Consider the following 16,045-nt stretch of genomic DNA (forward strand, 5'->3'; position numbering starts at 1 on the left):
GTCACCCGTCAGTCGATCAGGGCGTTGAGCAGGGATTCCTGGAGGTAACCCAGATAGGCGTAGACCGACAGTTGGAACACCCGGCTCGACGACGGGTCCTCGGCGACCGCGTCGTCCAACTCCGCGCCGAGGTCGGTGCCGTCCTTGATCTCCAGCCGGACACCCATCGCCAGCCGGGCGTCGTTGAGGGCGCGCAGCCAGGCCTCGGCCGCCTCCGCGTCCAGACGCACCTCCCCGCCGGCCTCGTCGGGCAGGGCGGCGAGGACCGCGCCGGCCTGGTCGATCTTGGCGGTCTTGAGGTCACCCTCGGTGTAGCGGCGGAACTCGGCGCTGCCCGGCCCGTCCTCCGGGTAGGCGTCCGGGAAGAGCCGGCCGACCACCGGGTCGGTGTGGTCGAACCCGTCGGTGAGCAGGCCGACGACCTCGGCGGCGACCTTGCGCAACACCCGGACCTCGTCCACCGCGAAGACGGCCACGTAACGGTCGCCGTGGCGACGGAACATGCTCATGAGCGGTCCACCGTCGCCCAGAGACCGTACGCGTGCAGCTGCGCGGCGTCGTGCTCCATCCGCTCCCGGGCACCGCTGCTGACCACCGCGCGGCCCTTGTGGTGCACGTCGAGCATCAACTCCTCGGCCCTCTCCCGGCTGTAGCCGAAGAGCTTCTGGAAGACCCAGGTCACATACGTCATGAGGTTGACCGGGTCATCCCACACGATGGTCACCCATGGCCGGTCGGGCGCCGGCACCTCATCGGTGGCCGGCGTCTCGACCGGTGCAACCTGCGGAGCCGCCATGCCCCCCATCGTGCCACCGGAACCAGCGAAGCGAGGAACCGGAACGCCGGGCCTGCCCGGATCGCCCCCGAAGTCCGGCATCCCAGTGGTGTCCTCAGGCAAGGAGGATGCCGTGTTCGACAGCGTCCGAGAGCACCGCGTCCAACGCGAGGCGGACGACCTCGAACCGGCGGGAGACCTCCCGGGTCAACTCCAGCTCGACCTCGCGCAGTGCCCGCTGGGACCACGCCCGGGCGGCGTTGGCGTCGGCGTTGCCGGGGCTGCGCCAGTGCTGCCAGCAGCCGCCGGACAGGGCCACCGCCATCGGCGGCAGGACCTCGTCGCGGGGCGCTCCCGGGTAGGCCGTGATCGCGTCCACCGCGCCCGCGCCGGTCAGGCCGGCCACTCCGCCGGTGCTGGTGACGAGGAGCACCCGGTCCAGGTCCTCGCCGACCCGGTGGTCGACCAGCGCCCACCGCACGGCGGCGGAGAGCCGGCGGCGGACACCCTCGGGCAGCGGCGTGCCGAAGACGGCACCGGCAGCGTCGGCGACGATGCCCCGGACAGCGTGGTCGCACTGCGCGGTGGCCAACAGCGACAACGCCTCGGTCTCCCGGTCGAGCAGCTGCGGCAGGCCGGCGCAGCCGACCCCGAAGACGATCTCCTGCACCACCCGGAGGTGGATGTTGGCGACCTCGAGCGCGAGGTGCTGGCGGATCCGCTGGGCGCAGGAGCGGGACTGCCGGTCCAGCCGGTCCGACCAGCTGCCCGGCTCGGGGATCACCGGTACCCGGCCGTGCGAGCCGGGCAGCACCGGCGGCTCGGCGCTGGCCCGGCGCAGACCCTCGTCGGCGGCCCAGCCGACCAGGGCCCGACGCAGGTCGGCCGGGTCCCCGGCGCGGACCGGGAACCAGCGGGCCCCGGCCAGCCCGGGAACGGCCGACAGCAGGGCGGCCCGATGCGCCTCGACGGTGACCGCCACCGGGTCGGCCGGATCGGCCGGATCGCCGGACGGCGGGTCGACCGGCGGCGCGGACGCCCCGTCGTCCCTGGTCGCCGACGTGCCGTCGGACGCCGCCGCCCACCCTTCCGGGCCGGGCGTCACCGCGAAGAAGACCCGCACCGACGAACCGGCCAACTCGGCGAGCAGGTGCAGGTCGGCGGCGGCGAACACCTGGTTGGCGGCGATCACGAACAGCACCGCGCCGGCCCGGCCCGCCGCGTCGAGCAGCACCTGCCCGCCGGCCACCCCGAGCGCGACCGTGTCCGGCGTGTCGACCAGGGTGAAGTGGCGCAGCAGCGGTTCCGACACGGTCAGCTCGACCCGGCGGGGCGGACGGGCCAGGGCGGGACCGGCGGCGAGGCGGTCGGTGCCGTACGAGTGCGGCTGGCGGTAGCCCGGCACGTACGCCGACCGGCTGGGCGTCCTGCCGTGGTGCAGCGACAGCCAACTGCCGGCGGGCACGGCGAGCACCGCCGGATCCAGCAGGAGCAGATCGGCGAGCAGGGCGGTCCGGCCGGCGCCGGCCGGACCGGCGGCGATCACGGCCAGCGGTTCACCCGGGCCGCACCGGGTGACCCCGATCCGGGCGGGCAGCGGTCGACACCGGGCCGCGTCGTCGGCGCCGGACGCGTCGTGCGGCATGTCCACCTCAGGGAGAGGACCCGGCTTCATCAGGTGACCTCCCGTACGAGACGACCGGCGGCAACCGGTCGAGTGGAGAATCCGGTGCGGGCACCGGATTCCGGAAGAGTACGGTCGCGCCGGCCCCTCGGCCGAACACGCCGGGTACTCACCGGTAACTGTCACGTTACTCAACTTCACAGCGTGACGGTGGGAGCGCGTACGGAATTCCGTCGATATGCTGCGCCGATGAGTCGGTGGAAGTTCGTCGGCCGCGCGGACGAGTTGAACCGTCTGCTGTCGGCGGCGACGGGCGCGCAGGGCCGCGGACTCTTCTTCTCGGGCATCGCCGGCATCGGCAAGAGCCGGCTGCTGCGCGAGGTGGTCGCCGCCCTGCCCCGGGAGACGTACGCGGTGTCGCTGGTCGCGGCGAGTGCCACCACGGCCGCGCTGCCCTTCGGCGGGCTGGTCCAGCTGCTCCCGGCGGACCAGCCGCCCGGCCTGTCGCCCGCCGGGATCCTGCGCTGGGCGGTCGACGTGGTCCAGCACCAGGCGGCCGGCCGGCGCATCGTCCTCGCCATCGACGACGCGCACCTGCTGGACCCGCCGTCGGCCGCGTTCGTGCACCTGATCGCGCGGGCGGATAACTCCACGGTCATCGGCACCCTGCGCGACGGCGAGCAGCTGCCGCTGCCGATCCGGGCACTGTGGACCGACGGGCTGGTGGACCACGCGGAGCTGAGCCCGATGTGCCCGGCCGACACCGCCGGGCTGCTCGCGGCCGTCCTGAACGGGCCGGTCGACGCGGGGTCGGCCGACCGGCTGGGGCGGCTGTCCGGGGGCAACCCGCTGCTGCTGCGCGAACTGGTCCACGCCGCTGCCGGCAGCGGCGAGCTGACCAGCACGTACGGGGTGTGGAAGTGGAACGGACGGCTGGAACTGGCACCCAGCCTGACCGAGCTGATCGACACCCGGATCGGCCAGCTCACCCCCGGCGTCCGGGCGGTGGTCGAGCTGGTCGCGTTCGGTGAGCCGCTCGGCCTGCAACTGCTCGCCAAGGCCGTCGAGCCGGACGACGTCGAGACCGCCGAGGAGCGGGGCCTGATCACCGTGGTCCGCGACGACCGGCGGCTCGACGTGCGGCTGGCCCATCCGCTGTACGGCGAGGTCATGCGCCGCAACTGCCCGGTCAGCCGTACCCGGCGGCTGCAGGCCCGCCTCGCCGCGCTGTTGCAGGAGGTCGGCAGCCGGCGCCGGGACGACCTGCTGCGGGTGGCCGTGTGGCGGCTCGACTCGGGTACCGCACAGGACGGCGCCATGCTGCTCGACGCCGCGGTTCAGGCGTTCACCCGCTACGACGTCCCCCTGGCGACCCGGCTGGCCCGCGCGGCGCTGCACGCCGGCGGTGCCTTCGCCGCCGCGGAGCTGCTGGCCACCATCCTGATGTTCGCCGACCAGCCGGAGGAGGCGATCGGCGTGCTCGACGCGGTCGCCGGCGACGTACGCGACGACCGGCGGCGTAGCCGTTGGCTGACGGTACGCGGGATGGTCAGCTACTGGGGGCTCAGCCGGGAGTCCACCGTGGAGGAGATCGCGACCCGCGGCGCCGGGCTGACCGACTCCGCCGACCAGGCCCGGGTGCTCGCCTTCGAGGCGATCATGCGGCTGCACCGGCTGGACCTCGGGCTGGCCCTGCGGCTGAGCCGCACGGTGCTGGACCGGCCGGCGGCCAGCGTGGCGGCCCGCGAGCTGGCCCGGTGCACGATCGCGCACCTCCAGGCCGCGCAGGGGCAGTTGCGGCGTAGCGCCACGGCCATCGAGCTGACCCAGTCGGAGGCGGCGCGCTGGCGTACCGACATGCCGTACCTGCAACTGGCCCTGGAACTGGCCCGCGGCACCCGGCTGACGATCGGCGGCGACCTGGCCGGCATCGACGCCATCGCGGCCGACGAGTTCGCCGACCTCGCCGGCGCCGGCGACTTCCGGCTCGGCACCGGCTATCTGGCCATCCTCCAGGCGTACGCGGCGCGGCTGCGGGGGCAGAGCGACGCGGCGCTGCGGACCAGCCTCGGCGCCTGCGCGGTGCTGGCGACCAGCCGGGTCTACGCGGGCCTCGCCCAGGCCGAACGGGCCCAGGCGGCGGCGCTGCGCGGTGACGCGGCGCAGGCGGCGGAGGCGATGGCGGAGGCGGACCGCACCCACGCACCGGGGATGGCGGTGCTCTATCCGTGGCTGGAGCAGGCACGGGGTGCGGCGCTGGCCGCCGCCGGCGACCTGCCCGGCGCGACCCGGCACCTCGCCGAGCTGGCCGACCGGCTGCGCGCGGACGGCTTCGCCGGACACGAGGCACACGTGCTGCACGACCTGGTCCGGCTGGAGGGGGCCACCACCCCGGTCGGCCCGACCTGCTCCGACGGCAGCCGGCGCACCGTCGCGCAGCGGCTGACCGAACTCTCCGAACGCGTCGACGGCACGTTGGTGCCGCTGCTGGCCCGACAGGGCCGTGCGGTGGCGGCCGGCGACACCGTGGAACTGCTCGCGGTCGCCGACGACCTCGCCGGCCTGGACCTGGTGGTCTGGGCGGCCGAGGCGACCGCCGCCGCGCTGCACCGACTTCGCACGCAGCGGTCCCCGCTGGTCGGGGTGGCGCGGGAGCGGTTGGCCGGGCTGCTCGGCCGCTGCGATGTGGTCCGCACCCCGGCGCTGCGGGCCGGCGCGCCCACCCTCACCGACCGGGAGTGGCAGATCGCCCGGCTGGCCGCGGACGGCGAGACAAGCCGGGTCATCGCCGAACGCCTCTACCTGTCGGCCCGCACGGTGGAGAACCACCTCCAGCGCATCTACGGCAAGCTCGGGGTGACCGGGCGCACCGAACTGCGCGCGGCGCTGCGCGCGATACCGGGCCACGACGGCGGACCGGTGGACTGAACTCTAGGCTGGGGACGTGAGCACCCTTCGCCCCGCGCTGCTGACCGACCACTACGAGCTGACGATGATCAGCGCCGCCCTGCGGGACGGCACGGCCGACCGCCGTTGCGTCTTCGAGGTGTTCACCCGCCGGCTGCCGGCCGGGCGGCGCTACGGGGTGGTCGCCGGGACCGGCCGGCTGATCGAGCTGATCCGTGACTTCCGCTTCATGCCGGAGGAGATCGACTTCCTGCGCCGGACCGGCGTCGTCGACGAGCGGGTCGCCGCCTGGCTGGCCGACTACCGCTTCACCGGCGACGTGGACGGTTACGCCGAGGGCGACCTGTTCTTCCCCGGCTCGCCCATCCTCACCGTGTCCGGGGGCTTCGCCGAGTGCGTGGTGCTGGAGACGCTGGTGCTCTCGGTGCTTAACCACGACTGCGCGGTGGCCGCGGCCGCCGCCCGGATGGTCACCGCCGCCCGGGGACGGACCCTGATCGAGATGGGTTCGCGGCGCGCCCACGAGGAGGCCGCGGTGGCCGCCGCCCGCGCGGCGTACCTTGCCGGGTTCCGGTTCACCTCCAACCTGGCGGCCGGCCAGCGGTACGGAATCCCCACGGCGGGCACCGCGGCGCACGCGTTCACCCTGCTGCACGACGACGAGCGGGCGGCGTTCGCCTCGCAGGTCGCCACGCTGGGCAAGGACACCACGCTGCTGGTCGACACGTACGACATCAGCCAGGGCATCCGCAACGCCATCTCGGTGGCCGGCACCGACCTGCGCGCGGTCCGGATCGACTCCGGCGACCTGGCCGTGATCGCGCAGCAGTCCCGCGAACTGCTCGACTCCCTCGGTGCCACCGAGACGAAGATCATCGTCTCGGGTGACCTGGACGAGTACGCGATCGCGTCGCTCGCCGCCGAGCCGGTCGACATGTACGGCGCGGGCACCTCGGTGGTCACCGGCTCCGGCGCGCCGACCGCCGGGCTGGTCTACAAACTGGTCGAGGTCGAGGGGCGGGCGGTGGTCAAGCGCTCCGAGCACAAGGCCACCATCGGCGGCCGGAAGGTCGCGGTACGCCGGCACAAGCCCACCGGCACCGCGATCGAGGAGATCGTCGTCTCGCAGGGCGTGCCGGACCACCGGCCGCACGACCGGCTGCTGCAACGGTCGTACGTGGTCGGGGGCGAGACGGTCGCGCCGCCGACGCTGGACGAGTCGCGGGACCACCTGCGGCAGTGCCTGATCTCCATCCCCTGGGAGGGGCTGAAGCTCTCCGCCGGCGACCCGGCCATCCCGGTCACCGTCGTACCGGCCGAGTAGGAAGGGACGCACCCGTGAGCAATGCGCTGATCATCGTGGACGTGCAGAACGACTTCTGCGAGGGCGGTTCGCTGGCCGTCGGCGGCGGGGCCGGCGTCGCGGCGGGCATCACCCGGCTGCTCGCCGCCGAGCCGGACCGCTGGGACCACGTGGTGGCGACGAAGGACTACCACGTCGACCCCGGCGCCCACTTCGGCGACCCGCCGGACTTCGTCGACTCCTGGCCCCGGCACTGCGTGGTCGGCACCCCCGGCTCGGAGTTCCACCCCGACCTGGCCACCGACCGGGTCGAGGCGATCTTCCACAAGGGTGAGCACGCCGCCGCGTACTCCGGCTTCGAGGGCCACGCCGACGACGGCGAGTGCCTGGCCGACTGGCTGCGACGGCACGGCGTGGACCGGGTCGACGTCGTCGGTATCGCGACGGACCACTGCGTACGCGCCACCGCGCTGGACGCCGCCCGGGAGGGCTTCGCCACCACCGTCCTGCTGGACCTGACCGCCGGTGTGGCGCCGGCCACCACCGACGTCGCGCTCCGGGCGTTCGACGGCGCCGGGATCACCACCCACGGGGAGCCTGTGATCAGGGCCGCATGAGCCGGTAAATCGTTGGCGACGGTCGTACCCCCGGTCGAGGATGTCGATTGGAGGTACGGACCGACGTGAACATGAAGCCTTACCGGGAGGCGCTCGCCCTGCCCGGCCTGCGCTCGCTGCTGCTGGTGGCGGTGCTCGCCCGCATCCCGCTCACCGCGACCGGGGTGACGCTGACGTTCTACGTCGTCGAGGACCTCGGGCGCGGCTACGGCGCCGCGGGACTCGTCGGCGCGGCGATCACCGTGGGCGCGGCCATCGGTGGGCCGCTGCTCGGCCGGCTGGTGGACCGGCGAGGTCTGCGGCCCGTCCTCGTACTCACCGCCGTCGCGGAGGCCGTCTTCTGGTCCACCGCGCCCCTGCTGTCGTACCCGCTGCTGCTGCCGGCCGCCTTTCTCGCCGGATCGCTGGCCCTGCCGATCTTCTCGGTGATCCGCCAGTCCGTCGCCGCGCTCGTCCCGGCGCACCAGCGACGCCCCGCGTACGCGCTGGACTCGATGTCGGTCGAGCTGTCGTTCATGGTCGGTCCCGCCCTCGCCACGGTCAGCGTGGCCATGATCTCCGCCCGCACCACCCTCTACCTGGTCGGCGCCGGCATCGTCGCCGCCGGGGTCATCCTCTGGCTGCTCGACCCGCCGGTACGGGCGGCCGGCGAGGGCACCGGCCCGCAGCCCCGGATCGCCCGGCGACAGTGGCTCACCTCGCGGATCGTCGCCGTGTTCGCGGTCAGTGCCGCCGCCACCCTGGTACTCGGCGGCACCGACGTCGCGGTCATCGCCGCGCTGCGGGAGAACGGTGACATGGGCTGGACCGGAGTGGTGCTCGCCGTCTGGGCGGTCGCGTCACTGGTCGGCGGCTTCGCGTACGGGGCGGTCCGCCGTCCGTTCTCACCGGTGGTCCTGATGGGCGCGCTGGCCCTGTGCACCGTGCCCGTCGGGCTGGGCGGGTCGCACTGGTGGCTGCTCTGCCTCGCCCTCATCCCGGCCGGCGCCCTCTGCGCGCCCACCATCGCGGCCACCTCGGACGCGGTCAGCCGGCTCGCCCCCGCCGGAGTTCGCGGCGAGGCGATGGGCATGCACGGCTCGGCGGTCACCGTGGGCATCGCCGTCGGCGCGCCCCTGGCCGGGGCGGTCATCGACCGGACCGCACCGCTCTGGGGGTTCGTGGTGCCCGGTGCCGTCGGCCTGGCCATCGCGCTCGCCGTCCTCCCCACGGAGCTCCGCCGTCGGCGGGTCGAACCGCCGACGGCGGCCTCGGAGGCCCCGGAGTTCGCCGCCACCCACTGACCGGACTGATCGCCTGCTCCGGGCCGCCGGATCAGCGCGGGCCGGTCCGGGCGGCGGAGCTGCCGGCCGAGGTCACCGGTCTGGGGCCGGGACTCGCCGTTCCCACCCGGTCCGACGCGTGCGAGTTCCCAGCGCCTCATGTCTGTGTGAAATAGAGATGTCGCACAGACATATCGCATTCGGATCTCATGCCGCCGGCAGCGGCGGCACGCCGCCGCCGGACAGACCGCGGGCTCGGGCCCCGGGGAGGAGAGACGGCGACGGGCGCCGCGCCCCGGAGGGGAGCGGCGCCCGTCGTACGTGGTGCGGGAGCGTCAGCGGCGGTCGATGTCGCTTTCGGTGTCCTCCTGGTAGCTGGCACCACCGTCGGACTCGCTGGTCAGCGGCTTGGAGCCACCCTCCGGCGGACCGGCGAGCGACTGGCCACCGGCGGCCAGCTCGGGGAACTTGTAGTCGAAGGCCGGTCGCTCGGAGCGGATCCGCGGCATCCGGTCGAAGTTCCGCAGCGGCGGCGGCGAACTGGTCGCCCACTCCAGCGAGTTGCCGTGGCCCCACGGGTCCTCGACCTCGACGACCGGGCCGGCCTTGTACGACTTCCAGCAGTTGTAGAGGAACGGCAGGGTCGAGATACCGGTGATGAACGCGCCGACCGTGGAGATCATGTTCAGCGTGGTGAAGCCGTCGCTGGGCAGGTAGTCGGCGTACCGACGGGGCATGCCCTCACTGCCCAGCCAGTGCTGCACCAGGAACGTGGTGTGGAAGCCGATCATGGTGAGCCAGAAGTGAATCTTGCCCAGCCGCTCGTCGAGCATCCGGCCGAACATCTTCGGGAACCAGAAGTAGATGCCGGCGAACACCGCGAACACGATCGTGCCGAAGAGCACGTAGTGGAAGTGGGCCACCACGAAGTACGAGTCGGAGACGTGGAAGTCCAGCGGAGGACTGGCCAGCAGGACGCCGGTCAGGCCGCCGAAGAGGAACGTCACCAGGAAGCCGATCGACCAGAGCATCGGCGACTCGAAGCTGATCTGGCCGCGCCACATGGTGCCGATCCAGTTGAAGAACTTCATACCGGTCGGTACCGCGATCAGGAAGCTCAGGAAGCTGAAGAACGGCAGCAGCACCTGGCCGGTGGCGAACATGTGGTGCGCCCACACGCTCATCGACAGCGCGGCGATGGCGATGGTCGCGAAGACCAGGCCCTTGTAGCCGAAGATCGGCTTACGGGAGAACACCGGGATGATCTCGCTGATGATGCCGAAGAACGGCAGCGCGACGATGTAGACCTCGGGGTGCCCGAAGAACCAGAACAGGTGCTGCCAGAGCATCGGCCCGCCGGTCGCCGGGTCGTACACGTGCGAGCCGAGGATGCGGTCGGAGGCGAGCGCGAAGAGCGCGGCGGCCAGCAGCGGGAAGACCAGGATCACCAGGAGGCTGGTGACCAGGATGTTCCAGGTGAAGATCGGCATCCGGAACATGGTCATGCCCGGCGCGCGCAGGGTCAGGATCGTGGTGATCATGTTGACCGCGCCGAGGATGGTGCCCAGACCGGAGATGGCCAGGCCGACGACCCACATGTTGGCGCCGACGCCCGGGGAGTGTTCCACGCTGCTCAGCGGGGCGTAAGCGAACCAGCCGAAGTCGGCCGCGCCGCCGGGGGTGATGAAGCCGAGGGTGGCCATCGTGCCGCCGAACAGGTACAGCCAGTAGGCGAAGCTGTTCAGTCGCGGGAACGACACGTCCGGCGCGCCGATCTGGAGCGGCACGACGTAGTTGGCGAAGGCGAACACGATCGGCGTCGCGAAGAACAGCAGCATGATCGTGCCGTGCATGGTGAACAGCTGGTTGTACTGCTCGGGCGACAGGAACTGCAGCCCGGGTCGGGCCAGCTCGGCCCGCATGACCAGGGCCATCAGGCCACCGATCATGAAGAACGCGAACGCGGTGACCATGTACATGATCCCGATCTGCTTCGCGTCCGTGGTCCGCAGCAGCCGCGCGAGGGCCGACCCCTTGACCGGCGCTCGGACCGGCCAGGGCCGGGTCACGACCGGCTTGGGTGCGACGGTGGTCACGAGTGGCCTCCGGTTCTGGGTTGTCCCGCTCGGCGCGCGCAAGTTTTTCGGCGAGCCGTCATCCGCAAGGAGGATAGTCCCCGGCAGGTGGCCCCGCCGCGTGGGGTGTCCGGGTAACCTGCGCCACTCGGCCAGGCCGGGCGTCGCCGCCCGGGTCGGGTCGCGCCGGGAACCCCGAGTCCGCGGACCGGGGGTCAGAGCGGCCCGAGCAGCAGCCGGTAGTGCTCGCCGAAGATCCGGCCGCCGCGCCCGCGCAGCAGCGGGTCGCGCAGCGCCGGCGGCACGTCGCGGGTGCGGTTGCGGTCGCGGGTCCGGTCCCGCACCCATCGGGTACGCGGGCGGCGGCGACTCTCGTACGCGGTCAGCGCCGCGTCGACGCTGCCGGCCGCCTTGAGCGACTCGGCGAGCACGACGGCGTCCTCCAGCGCCATCGCCGCTCCCTGGGACAGGGTCGGCGCGGTGGCGTGCGCGGCGTCGCCGACGAGCAGGACCCGTCCGCGGTGCCAGCGTCCCAGCTCGACCTCGTCGGTGGCCCCCACGTGGACCTGCTCCAGCGCGTCCAGCACCTCCGGCACCGGCCCGCCGTAGTCGCCGAACAGCTCCCGCAGCCGGGCGACGGGGTCGTCGGGCGGGGCGGTGCCGGTCTCGTCGGCGTAGCAGTGCAGCCGGCCCGCTCCGACGGGCACCACGAGGAAGCCGGCACGCTGGCCGAGCAGGGCGGTCCACTCCGCGACGCGCGGTCCCTCGCGGACCACGCTGCGATAGACGATCTGTCCGGTGGGGCGCGACGGACCGCCGAGGGCGGCCAGGCCGCGCACCGAGGAGCGTGGCCCGTCCGCGCCGACGACCAGGTCGTACTCGGTGGCGGTGCCGTCGACGAACGTGACGCCGACGGCGCCCGGTAGCAGGTCGATGGTGCGGACCTCGGCGCCGTGCCGGACCGCACCGCCGGCCCCGGTGAGCAGGACGCGGTGCAGCTCGGCCCGCAGTAGCGCCCGGCACTCCCCCACCCCCGCCCAGAGCGACTCCAGGTCGACCTCGCAGAGTGGCGCGCCGGTGGCGTCGAGGAACCGTTGCCGGCGGATGATCTCGCCGAGCGGGCGGACCGGGCCGTCCAGGTCCAGCCGGCGTAGTGCGCGGGCGGCGTTGCCCGGTAGGTACAGGCCGGTGTCGGACAGCTCGCCGGGGGGCGCCTTCTCGGTGACGTCGGGCCGGAAGCCCGCCAGGCGCAGGGCCCGGGCCACGGCCAGGCCGGCGATGCCCGCGCCGACGACGAGGATGCGCAGGGGGGAGCCACCCATGGTGGTGTACGCCTCCGGAGGGGTTCGGCACGCGTTGGAGGCAAGACACTACTCGCCGCAATCGACGCACACCAGGGCCGATCGGGCACGGTGCGAGGCAACTCCACCGTTCCGTTTGCGCAAGGATTTCAAACATGTGAATGTGTGGGTAGCACGTGGGAGCGCTCCCGTCCCGGATCACCCCGCGCCCCCACACCCCCGCCAGGTCAAGGAGCATCATGAGACGCACACTCCGGGCCATCGCCGCAGCCGGGCTGCTGGCCGCCGGCTCGATCGTCGCGGTCGCCCTCGGCGGCACCGCGTCCGCCGACACCCAGATCTGCGAGCAGTACGGCTCCACGGTCATCCAGGGCCGCTACGTGGTGCAGAACAACCGCTGGGGCACCACCGCCCAGCAGTGCATCAACGTGACCGACACCGGCTTCGAGATCACCACCCAGAACGGCAGCAGCCCCACCAACGGCGCGCCCACCGCGTACCCGTCGATCTTCCTCGGTTGCCACTACACCAACTGCTCGCCGGGCACCAACCTGCCGATCCAGGTCAGCCAGATCAGCAGCGCGACCAGCAGCATCAACTACCGGTACGTCAGCGGCGCCACCTACAACGCCTCGTACGACATCTGGCTCGACCCGTCGCCGAAGCGGGACGGGGTGAACCAGATGGAGATCATGATCTGGCTCAACCGGCAGGGCCCGATCCAGCCCATCGGCTCCCCGGTCGGCACCGCCACCATCGACGGCCGCAGCTGGGAGGTGTGGCGCGGCAGCAACGGCGCCAACAACGTCATCTCCTACCTGGCCCCGTCGGCGATCAGCAGCGCCAACCTCAACCTGCTGGCGTTCATCAACGACACCCGCAACCGCGGGGCGATCACCAACAGCTGGTACCTGACCAGCATCCAGGCCGGCTTCGAGCCCTGGCAGGGCGGCACCGGCCTGGCGGTCACCAACTTCTCGGCCGCGGTCAACGGCGGTGGCGGCAACCCGACCACCCCGCCGCCGAGCAACCCGCCGCCGACCACGCCCCCGCCGACCGGTGGCGGCGCCTGCGCGGTGAAGTACACGCCGAACTCCTGGAACAACGGGTTCACCGCCGACGTGCAGATCACCAACACCTCGTCGAGCACGATCAACGGCTGGACGCTGGCGTACTCCCTGCCCTCCGGACAGCGGGTCACCAACGCCTGGAACGCCACGGTGAGCCAGAGCGGCCAGGCGGTGACGGCGCGCAACATCAATTGGAACGGCACGCTCAGCCCCGGCGGCACGGCGAGCTTCGGCTACCAGGGGACGCTGAGCGGGGCGTACTCCTCGCCGACCAGCTTCACCCTCAACGGGGTGGCCTGCTCGCGGTCCTGATTCGACACCACGGTCCTGGCGCCGCCGACCACCGGCGGCGCCAGGACCACCCGGTCAGACCCGGGTCAGGCGCACCGCGTCGGCGATGACCAGGCCGGCGGCGGAACTCCACCGGCTGACCGCGACCCGGTTCGCGTCCCCGGCCGGGAGGGCGAACGTGCCGAGGTTGCGCCACTGTCCCCCGTTGGCCCGCTGGTCGACGTAGACCGTGCGGTTGCCGGTGGTGGTGGCGACGATGTACGGCGTGGAACTGTTGTAGCCGGAGTTGGCCGGCCACCACGCCTCGACCCGGTAGTTGGCCGTCGCCGGGACGTTGAACCGGTACCAGGCGGCGTCGCTGGCGGCGACCGGGTTCGCGTACCGGTAGTCACCGCCGTAGCGCTGGCCGGAGTACGACGAGACGCCCCAGTTGGCGCTGGCGGCGAACCGGCCGGCGGTGGTGTTGTCCACCACCTGGGTCCAGGCCGTGCCGCCGCCGGCCATCTTCGCGGCGACGTCGGCGCGCATCGTGTTGAGGTCGATGAACGACGGGTCGATCTTCCCGCTGGTGCTGGTCTCCCGGTGCCCCCGGGCGTGGCTGGCGTCCCGGCCCAGCCGGGTGAGCACGGCGGCGGTGGCGGCGACGGACGCGCTGTACTGCGCCGCCGTCATCTCCTGGTTGACCCCGTTGTAGTCGATCTCCCACCCGATCATCAGGGTGTTGCCGTCGCCGGCCGGGATGGGCCCGCTGCCGCCGCTGGCGCCGGCGTGGTTGCACCGGCCGGCGGAGATGACGTGGAAGACGCCGTGGTAGTCGACCAGCGCCTGGCAGAGCGGGCCGGGCAGGTCCGACCGTCCGTTGATGCAGATGTTCAACGCCGGGTGCGGGTTACTGGCACTGGAGGTGGCGGCGGTGTGGTGCCAGAGCACACCGATGGGGTTGAAGTCGCCGGGGCGCATCCGGTTGAGCCAGTCACCCTCGACGACCACCTGGACGCCCGCACCGCGGAGCACGTCCACCAGCCAGGGAACGGTGGCCATCAGGACTCCTGGAGAAGGTCGGCGAGGCACTCGGCCTTCGGTGCGGCGCTCGCCGGGGCGGGACGGGCGACGACGGTGAGCGCGGCGACCACCAGGGCCGGTACGCCGAGCAGACCTCGGCGGCGCAGACGAGCGGGGCGGGAAGGGGCCATGGCGGTCCTCCGGACGACGACGAGCATCGATAGATGGCGGTGACGGTACATCTTCACGCTCATCTATGTCGATAGTCTTCGGCGCCATTGACCAAGGCGAAGGTTTCCACCACCCACCCTCCGTGCGAACGGAGCGTCACGCAACCCTCCGGCGACCTCTTTCCACCCGACGACCCCGCCGCCGGTCAGTGCGGCGCGACCCGGGCCCGTCGCGGTACGGTCGCGGGCACTCGGTCACTCACCGCCGGCCGAGAAGCTGCCGAGAAGCTGCCGGGGAGGCGCGTGCAGGATGTTGGAGGACACCGTCGTCGCCCTGCGCCCGTGGACCGAGGACGACCTGCCGCAGATGGTCCGCCTCTTCCACGATCCGGAGATCGCGTTCCGTACCCCCGTCGCCGCGCCGTTCGACGCGCAAGCCGCACGGGCCCACCTGGAGATGGTCCGCCGCGCGCGGAAGGCGGGCGACCGGCTCTGCCTGGCGATCACCGCCGCCGAGGACGACGTGCCGCGCGGTGAGATCATGGTGAACCTCCGCGACGACTCCATCGGCTACGCGGTGGGCCCGGCGTACCGGGGCCACGGGCTCGCGGCCCGGGCCGTGCGGCTGCTCACCGCGTACGCCCACGAGGTGCTCGCCCGACCGCGCCTGCACCTCTGGATCGAGGCGGACAACGCCGCCAGTACCGGCGTCGCCCGCTCCGCCGGCTACCGGCCGGGCGACGCCGAGGCGATGGTCGTCGAGGACAAGGGACGGCGGTACGCGCTGCTCCCCTGGGTGCACGACCGGCCCGGCGGCCCCGCTTGACCGGTCAGGACACGCCGAGGGCGTCGATGTCGCGCATCTCCTCGGCGGTGAGCGCGAACTGGAAGATGTCGGCGTTCGCCCGGATCCGCTCCGGCGTCACGCTCTTCGGGATCACCACGGTCTCGTGGTCGACGTGCCAGCGCAGCACCACCTGGGCGGGCGACACGCCGTGCGCGGCGGCGATCCGGGTCAGCACCGGGTCGGACAGGTCGCTGGTCTTGAACGGGCTGTAGCCCTCCAGCACGACGCCCCGGTCCCGGTGTTCCCGGTGCCGCTGCCGGTCGTACAGCGACGGGCTCCAGCGAATCTGGTTGACCGCCGGGTTCTCCTCGGTGGCCTGGATCAGCTCGTCGATCTGCGGGGTGCTGAAGTTGCTCACCCCGACCGCCCGGGTCAGGCCCTCGTCGCGGGCGGCGAGCATCTCCCGCCAGACCGGGATGGTGTCCGCCGGGTTCGACGGCGGCCAGTGCACCAGCCACAGGTCCACCTGGTCCACGCCGAGCGCGCGCAGGCTCGCCTCGATCGTCTCCCGCTCCCGCCCCACCCGGTCCGGGGGCAGCTTGGTGGTGAGGAAGACGTCCTCCCGGCGCAGACCGCTCTCCGCGACCGCGCGACCCACCTCCTCCTCGTTGCCGTACATGGTGGCGGTGTCCACGTGCCGGTAGCCGGCGTCCAGCGCGGCCAGCACGGCGTCGTACCCGGCCTGGCCGGTGGCCTGCCAGGTGCCGAAGCCGAGCAGGGGCATCCGCACCTCGCCGGGGAGCAGGACGGTGGGCTGGTCTCCGTGATCCATGACGACGGTTCTACCCGTGATAGCCGCCG

Annotated in this window: 14 protein-coding genes; 6 read left to right on the plus strand and 8 right to left on the minus strand. The window is 72.7% G+C overall.

Annotated elements, in window-relative coordinates; all coding sequences use genetic code 11:
- Positions 1–8 precede the first annotated feature (8 nt).
- The 3 genes from D7223_RS08620 to D7223_RS08630 all read right to left on the minus strand — a co-directional run bounded on the left by D7223_RS08620 (position 9) and on the right by D7223_RS08630 (position 2,450).
- A complete protein-coding gene (locus D7223_RS08620) occupies positions 9–509 on the minus strand; it encodes a DUF2017 domain-containing protein (protein ID WP_120726813.1) in 501 nt (166 codons plus the stop codon).
- Positions 506–796, minus strand: a complete 291-nt coding sequence (gene clpS / locus D7223_RS08625) for an ATP-dependent Clp protease adapter ClpS (RefSeq protein ID WP_120726815.1) — start codon at positions 794–796, stop codon at positions 506–508. The genes D7223_RS08620 and clpS overlap by 4 nt, the downstream gene beginning before the upstream one ends.
- Before the next feature lie 94 nt (positions 797–890).
- Entirely contained in the window at positions 891–2,450 is a 1,560-nt protein-coding gene (locus D7223_RS08630; RefSeq protein WP_120726817.1) for a P-loop NTPase family protein, read from the minus strand.
- 198 nt (positions 2,451–2,648) lie between these two features.
- Between D7223_RS08630 and D7223_RS08635 the strand changes: the two genes are divergently transcribed.
- From D7223_RS08635 to D7223_RS08650, 4 genes are all read left to right on the plus strand, one after another.
- Positions 2,649–5,327 (plus strand): LuxR C-terminal-related transcriptional regulator, encoded by a 2,679-nt coding sequence (locus tag D7223_RS08635; protein ID WP_120726819.1) that lies wholly within the window; start codon positions 2,649–2,651, stop codon positions 5,325–5,327.
- Positions 5,328–5,343: 16 nt separating this feature from the next.
- A complete protein-coding gene (locus tag D7223_RS08640) occupies positions 5,344–6,630 on the plus strand; it encodes a nicotinate phosphoribosyltransferase (protein ID WP_120726821.1) in 1,287 nt (428 codons plus the stop codon).
- Between the two features lie 14 nt (positions 6,631–6,644).
- Complete coding sequence (locus D7223_RS08645) at positions 6,645–7,226, plus strand: isochorismatase family protein (protein WP_120726823.1); 582 nt, start codon at positions 6,645–6,647, stop codon at positions 7,224–7,226.
- 71 nt (positions 7,227–7,297) lie between these two features.
- The gene (locus D7223_RS08650; protein WP_120727131.1) at positions 7,298–8,509 is read left to right on the plus strand and encodes an MFS transporter; all 1,212 of its coding nucleotides are present in this window, start codon (positions 7,298–7,300) and stop codon (positions 8,507–8,509) included.
- Positions 8,510–8,823: 314 nt separating this feature from the next.
- Here the strand turns inward: D7223_RS08650 and ctaD are convergent, their stop codons facing one another.
- Positions 8,824–10,584, minus strand: a complete 1,761-nt coding sequence (ctaD, locus tag D7223_RS08655; protein WP_120726825.1) for an aa3-type cytochrome oxidase subunit I — start codon at positions 10,582–10,584, stop codon at positions 8,824–8,826.
- 194 nt (positions 10,585–10,778) lie between these two features.
- On the minus strand, positions 10,779–11,885 hold the full coding sequence (locus D7223_RS08660; RefSeq protein ID WP_120726827.1) for an FAD-dependent monooxygenase: 1,107 nt from the start codon (positions 11,883–11,885) through the stop codon (positions 10,779–10,781).
- Positions 11,886–12,103: 218 nt separating this feature from the next.
- On the opposite strand from D7223_RS08660, the gene D7223_RS08665 reads away from it, so the two are divergent.
- Positions 12,104–13,246 carry a glycoside hydrolase family 12 protein gene (locus D7223_RS08665; RefSeq protein ID WP_120726829.1) on the plus strand — a complete coding sequence of 381 codons (1,143 nt, stop codon included), beginning with the start codon at positions 12,104–12,106 and terminating at the stop codon, positions 13,244–13,246.
- 54 nt (positions 13,247–13,300) lie between these two features.
- Here D7223_RS08665 and D7223_RS08670 read toward each other — a convergent pair whose 3' ends face one another.
- Both D7223_RS08670 and D7223_RS32995 read right to left on the minus strand, forming a co-directional pair.
- A complete protein-coding gene (locus D7223_RS08670; RefSeq protein ID WP_120726831.1) occupies positions 13,301–14,266 on the minus strand; it encodes a golvesin C-terminal-like domain-containing protein in 966 nt (321 codons plus the stop codon).
- Positions 14,266–14,418, minus strand: a complete 153-nt coding sequence (locus D7223_RS32995; protein ID WP_186832267.1) for a hypothetical protein — start codon at positions 14,416–14,418, stop codon at positions 14,266–14,268. Before D7223_RS32995 ends, D7223_RS08670 begins: the two co-directional genes overlap by 1 nt.
- A gap of 289 nt (positions 14,419–14,707) precedes the next feature.
- Here D7223_RS32995 and D7223_RS08680 point away from each other — a divergent pair, with 289 nt between their 5' ends.
- A complete protein-coding gene (locus tag D7223_RS08680; protein ID WP_120726835.1) occupies positions 14,708–15,223 on the plus strand; it encodes a GNAT family N-acetyltransferase in 516 nt (171 codons plus the stop codon).
- Positions 15,224–15,227: 4 nt separating this feature from the next.
- Here the strand turns inward: D7223_RS08680 and D7223_RS08685 are convergent, their stop codons facing one another.
- Positions 15,228–16,016, minus strand: a complete 789-nt coding sequence (locus tag D7223_RS08685; protein ID WP_120726837.1) for an aldo/keto reductase — start codon at positions 16,014–16,016, stop codon at positions 15,228–15,230.
- Between the last annotated feature and the right edge of the window lie 29 nt (positions 16,017–16,045).

The organism is Micromonospora endolithica, from assembly GCF_003626595.1.
In the GTDB taxonomy this organism is placed as follows: Bacteria; Actinomycetota; Actinomycetes; order Mycobacteriales; family Micromonosporaceae; genus Micromonospora; species Micromonospora endolithica.